Source organism: Bradyrhizobium erythrophlei, from assembly GCF_042430365.1.
Taxonomy (GTDB): Bacteria; Pseudomonadota; Alphaproteobacteria; order Rhizobiales; family Xanthobacteraceae; genus Bradyrhizobium; species Bradyrhizobium erythrophlei.
Genome location: NZ_JBHMET010000209.1, coordinates 35,602 through 39,316 on the forward strand (window position 1 = coordinate 35,602; position 3,715 = coordinate 39,316).

Sequence of the window (3,715 nt, forward strand, 5' to 3'; positions counted from 1 at the left end):
AGCCCGTACGCACGATCCAAAGCACGCCTTCCACGAACATCCGATTGTCGCGGCCGGTCGAACCCTTTTGGTCTGGCCGGCCTATGATCAGCGGCGCCATCCGCTCCCACGCCGCGTCGTTCAAAACCAAACGATCCATCACGCCCAAGTCTGCCTCCCCAAAAGCAGTCTTGAATCTGATTTGCGCCTAAAAGGGAATCCTTAGAGTCCACACCACCTAGACCTTCTACCCCTCAAAGTCATGGGGATGGCGGCAGCTCGCGCAAACTCCAAAAATGACCGGGGCGGCGGCTGCCGTCGCGGCTTCGCTAGCTTTACACACAGATCGTTCTTGATCGGCCTAGCAGGACGCCTGCGATAATAGCAGTCGTAGGCTTCTCTCAGCTTGTCGTTGCTGCACTTCGCTCGAAGGGCTTGTTTTCGGCGATGAACCGTGCGGCCAGCACCAACGCGCCCATCGAGAACTCTTTTCCGTGCGCGGCGATCATCCGCTCGGAGATTTCCGCGAGCTCCTTAAAGAATTGGTCTTTGCTTTCGGTTTCATTTAACGCTTGAGTGACTGTCATGAACTCCCTCCTGATGATCGCGGCATGGCCCCGCGCCTGGCGCTAGATCAAGCTATTTGAAAATGTGCGGCGGAAACGTAACGATCGCCACGTCCCCGCTGCTTGTCCCAATTGCAAGATGCTGGCCATCCTGAGACCATTGGAGGGCCTGGACAGCCCCCCGACCAGGTGGTTTCACGACCAATTCGTCGCGTTCTCCGATCCGGCCGACAACGACCCTGCCATCGTCGTATCCTGCCGCGACCAGCGGACGCGCCGGGTGCATGTCCACCGCCTCGACGAGAACGAATCCGGCGCTCCCCGTGCTGAGGCTGATGGGTTGTTCGAGCTCCTCGTTGAAGCTCGCAACCTCCCATGCGACCACCCGATAGGCCCCGCTCGTAACAAGGACGCGCGAGTCGGCACTCCACGAAAGAGAGGAGACGGCTCCGGGATAATTCGGAATCCGGACGATCCGCGAATCGGCAAGGCGCAATAAGACGATGCCCGTTTTCACGACAGAGACCGCCAACCAGCTTCCGTCTGGGCTCCACGCCAAGGCCGAGAGTGGCCCTAACTCGTACGAAACGGACGGCTCGGGTCGCGGACCGAAGGCACGAACGAGCAGATGACCGTCCGCTCCAATCGCGAAGTGTCGTCCGTCCGGCGATATAGCCATTGCCGACGCACTGCCCCCCGCACGCTGTTGGAGCCACCCAATGTCGCCATTGGAGTCGTAAAATAGGATTGATCCGCCGGAAGCCGCCAGGATGCCGCCGGCATGCCGCGAGGCAACGAGATCAATCGCAGATCCACGGTTCCCGACCTGTCTCGTAACGCCGGATGCAGACACGTGAAGCAATCGGCCGTGATCCGTTGCGAGAAATCCCGAAGTCCCAAGCGACGTGAGATGAGGCGGAGCATCGCTGATCACCACCTTCGTCAAAGGGGGCACCGCTTTCCGTCGCGGTGAAATCGTCGGCCGGCCTTCGTCGAGCGCGATACGACAGCGGTCTTGTGGCGGCTCGACGTCCTTCAGGGGAGCGATTGCCAACGCGCCATCGGCGAGCGCAAACGCGACCGCCTCTCCTGCAGGGTCGAACAACGCACCAGTAACGGGCGCGTTCACCATCCAGTGCCGCCCAAGCAGCTCATAGAGTGTTGTGGTTTCTGCTTCCATCGTGTCCATCGATCGCCTCGCGTTGGTTCGGCTCACCTGCCGGCGGCAATCCATCTGTCCAATTCTTCAAGCTGCGATTCCAGTGCCTCACATTCGGTGTCGCATGCTTCCATCGCGGCATTTGCCTCCTGCAGTCGCACTCGCGCATCCCGGAGCGACGCGGCGAGCGCTTCTGAGACGCCCGTCGCCGCGATCTCGCTTTCAATCTGCTGAATCTCGAATTCTGCTCCACCACCGAGCTGACGGTTGAGAAGGTGACGTGACTGAGCGGACGATATCTCCTGCACGACTTGCAGCCGCCGCTTGAGCACCTCGACAAGAGTGAGCGAGCCGGCACTCACTTGCCGCTCTCTATCTGGGTCAGGATGCGTTGCAGGCCGCCAATGCCGGAGGTGAACTGACGTTGGGCGGCCTCGATGTGAGCTTGCAGCGAATCCCACAGGTCGACCCTCAATAGTCGCGACGGATCGCCTGCCATGGTCTCGAGAACCTGTAGGCCGAACTGGTGCCGTAAGCCAATTCCTTGCAACACGAAATCCGTCAGCTCGCGGGCATGCGTTTCGATGAAGGGACGCAACAGCGGATGTGCGCCGTAGTTGATGCCTCGCTTTGCGAGTTCGGCCTCGATGAATACGACGAAATGCCGAACCAGTAGATTCTGGCTTTCGCCGACCAGGTGCACCATGAAGGTTATGTCACGGTCCGCCCGCGCAAGAATCTGCGACGCCAGCGTCGCTGCGGCGACCGGCTGTTCTTCGCCCTTCGGTTCATTCCAGACATTCGCCATGCCTGATCCTGTCCTCAGGTCCGCGAACGATATTGGTGCAACTTGCGATACAGCGTGGCGCGCGAAAGCCCTAGCTTTTCGGCAGCGGCCGCAATATTGCCGCCAGCATTTGCGACGGCTCTCTCGATAGCACGACGCTCCATTTCGTCGAAGCGCGCGATCTCGTCGCCTTCCGACGTTGGGCCAGGACCTGTCGGCAAGGGCGCCGAGGACGGCTGAGCAGCCGATTCCAAGAAATCCCCCGGCAAATCTCTGGGAGTAACCACGCCGGTGAGCGTCATCAGCACAAGGTTCTCAATCAGATTGCGCAGTTCGCGAACGTTCCCCGGCCAGCTATAACGCTGCAGCAACTCCGTCGTGGCGGCCTCGAAACGTAGCGGTTCGGTGCTATAGGTCTCCGCAAATTTCCTGTTGAAATGGTCGATCAGCATCTCGACATCACCCGCGCGCTCGCGAAGCGGCGGGATGGTGATCTTGACGACGCCTATCCGGAAATACAGATCCTTCCGAAAACGTCCCTCGGCCACTTCCTGCTTCAAGTTCCGATTGGTCGACGCGACCAGTCGGACATCCACCGGACGCGGCTTGCTGTCACCGAGCCGGTACACCGCGCGCTCCTCCAGCACGCGCAGCAGATAAGGCTGCAGATCCAGCGGCATCTCGCCGATCTCGTCGAGGCTGAGCACGCCGCCATTGGCAAATTCAAACCGTCCGGGGCGCCCCTCGCGCGTGGCACCGGTGAAGGCGCCTGGGGCATGTCCAAACAATTCGCCGCCGAGCAGATCTTTCGAGACAGCACCGCAGTTGAAGGCGACGAACGGCTCCTTGCCAGTCTTCTGGCCGGCGGCGTGGACAAGACGGGCAAAGAGCTCCTTGCCGACACCGGTCTCGCCCTCCAGCAGGACTGCTGTCCGGCCAAGCGCCGCCCGCTCAACCTTCTCGACGGCCTGCAGCAACGCTTCGCTGCATCCGACAATCGCGTCCTTAGCCGACATGAGCGCGGCTCGGGCCGTCGGCGACATCTGGGATGCAGCAAAGTTCACACGCGGTTTTGATGCAAGCACGAGCATCGCGCCCTTCACCACGCCGTCGACCACCAACGGTTCGATCCGCTGCTCGCGCAATTCCTCAGGTAGCCCATTGACTAGGAGCCTGTCCAGTTAGCTCCGGGAAGGCGGTTTTATCCTAATGATAGCGGTTCAT

6 protein-coding genes are annotated in these 3,715 nt (G+C 60.6%); all 6 read right to left on the reverse strand.

From position 1 onward, the window contains the following. Positions 1-148, reverse strand: a 148-nt coding sequence (locus ACFFWD_RS29715) for a transposase (RefSeq protein ID WP_376971412.1), incomplete at its 3' end; no start/stop codon positions are given. 232 nt (positions 149-380) lie between these two features. Further along, positions 381-566 (reverse strand): hypothetical protein, encoded by a 186-nt coding sequence (locus ACFFWD_RS29720; RefSeq protein ID WP_376971402.1) that lies wholly within the window; start codon positions 564-566, stop codon positions 381-383. Positions 567-618: 52 nt separating this feature from the next. Further along, positions 619-1,734 (reverse strand): WD40 repeat domain-containing protein, encoded by a 1,116-nt coding sequence (locus ACFFWD_RS29725; RefSeq protein WP_376971404.1) that lies wholly within the window; start codon positions 1,732-1,734, stop codon positions 619-621. A gap of 23 nt (positions 1,735-1,757) precedes the next feature. Then, positions 1,758-2,066 (reverse strand): hypothetical protein, encoded by a 309-nt coding sequence (locus tag ACFFWD_RS29730; protein ID WP_376971406.1) that lies wholly within the window; start codon positions 2,064-2,066, stop codon positions 1,758-1,760. Then, the gene (locus ACFFWD_RS29735) at positions 2,063-2,512 is read right to left on the reverse strand and encodes a hypothetical protein (protein WP_376971408.1); all 450 of its coding nucleotides are present in this window, start codon (positions 2,510-2,512) and stop codon (positions 2,063-2,065) included. The genes ACFFWD_RS29730 and ACFFWD_RS29735 overlap by 4 nt, the downstream gene beginning before the upstream one ends. Before the next feature lie 14 nt (positions 2,513-2,526). Next, positions 2,527-3,609 (reverse strand): sigma-54 interaction domain-containing protein, encoded by a 1,083-nt coding sequence (locus ACFFWD_RS29740; RefSeq protein ID WP_376971414.1) that lies wholly within the window; start codon positions 3,607-3,609, stop codon positions 2,527-2,529. Positions 3,610-3,715 lie beyond the last annotated feature (106 nt).

Bases quoted from the DNA above. Each gene is read 5' to 3' on its own strand.
- ACFFWD_RS29720 (WP_376971402.1), bottom strand. From the start codon at position 566: ATGACAGTCACTCAAGCGTTAAATGAAACCGAAAGCAAAGACCAATTC.
- ACFFWD_RS29725 (WP_376971404.1), bottom strand. From the start codon at position 1,734: ATGGACACGATGGAAGCAGAAACCACAACACTCTATGAGCTGCTTGGG.
- ACFFWD_RS29735 (WP_376971408.1), bottom strand. From the start codon at position 2,512: ATGGCGAATGTCTGGAATGAACCGAAGGGCGAAGAACAGCCGGTCGCC.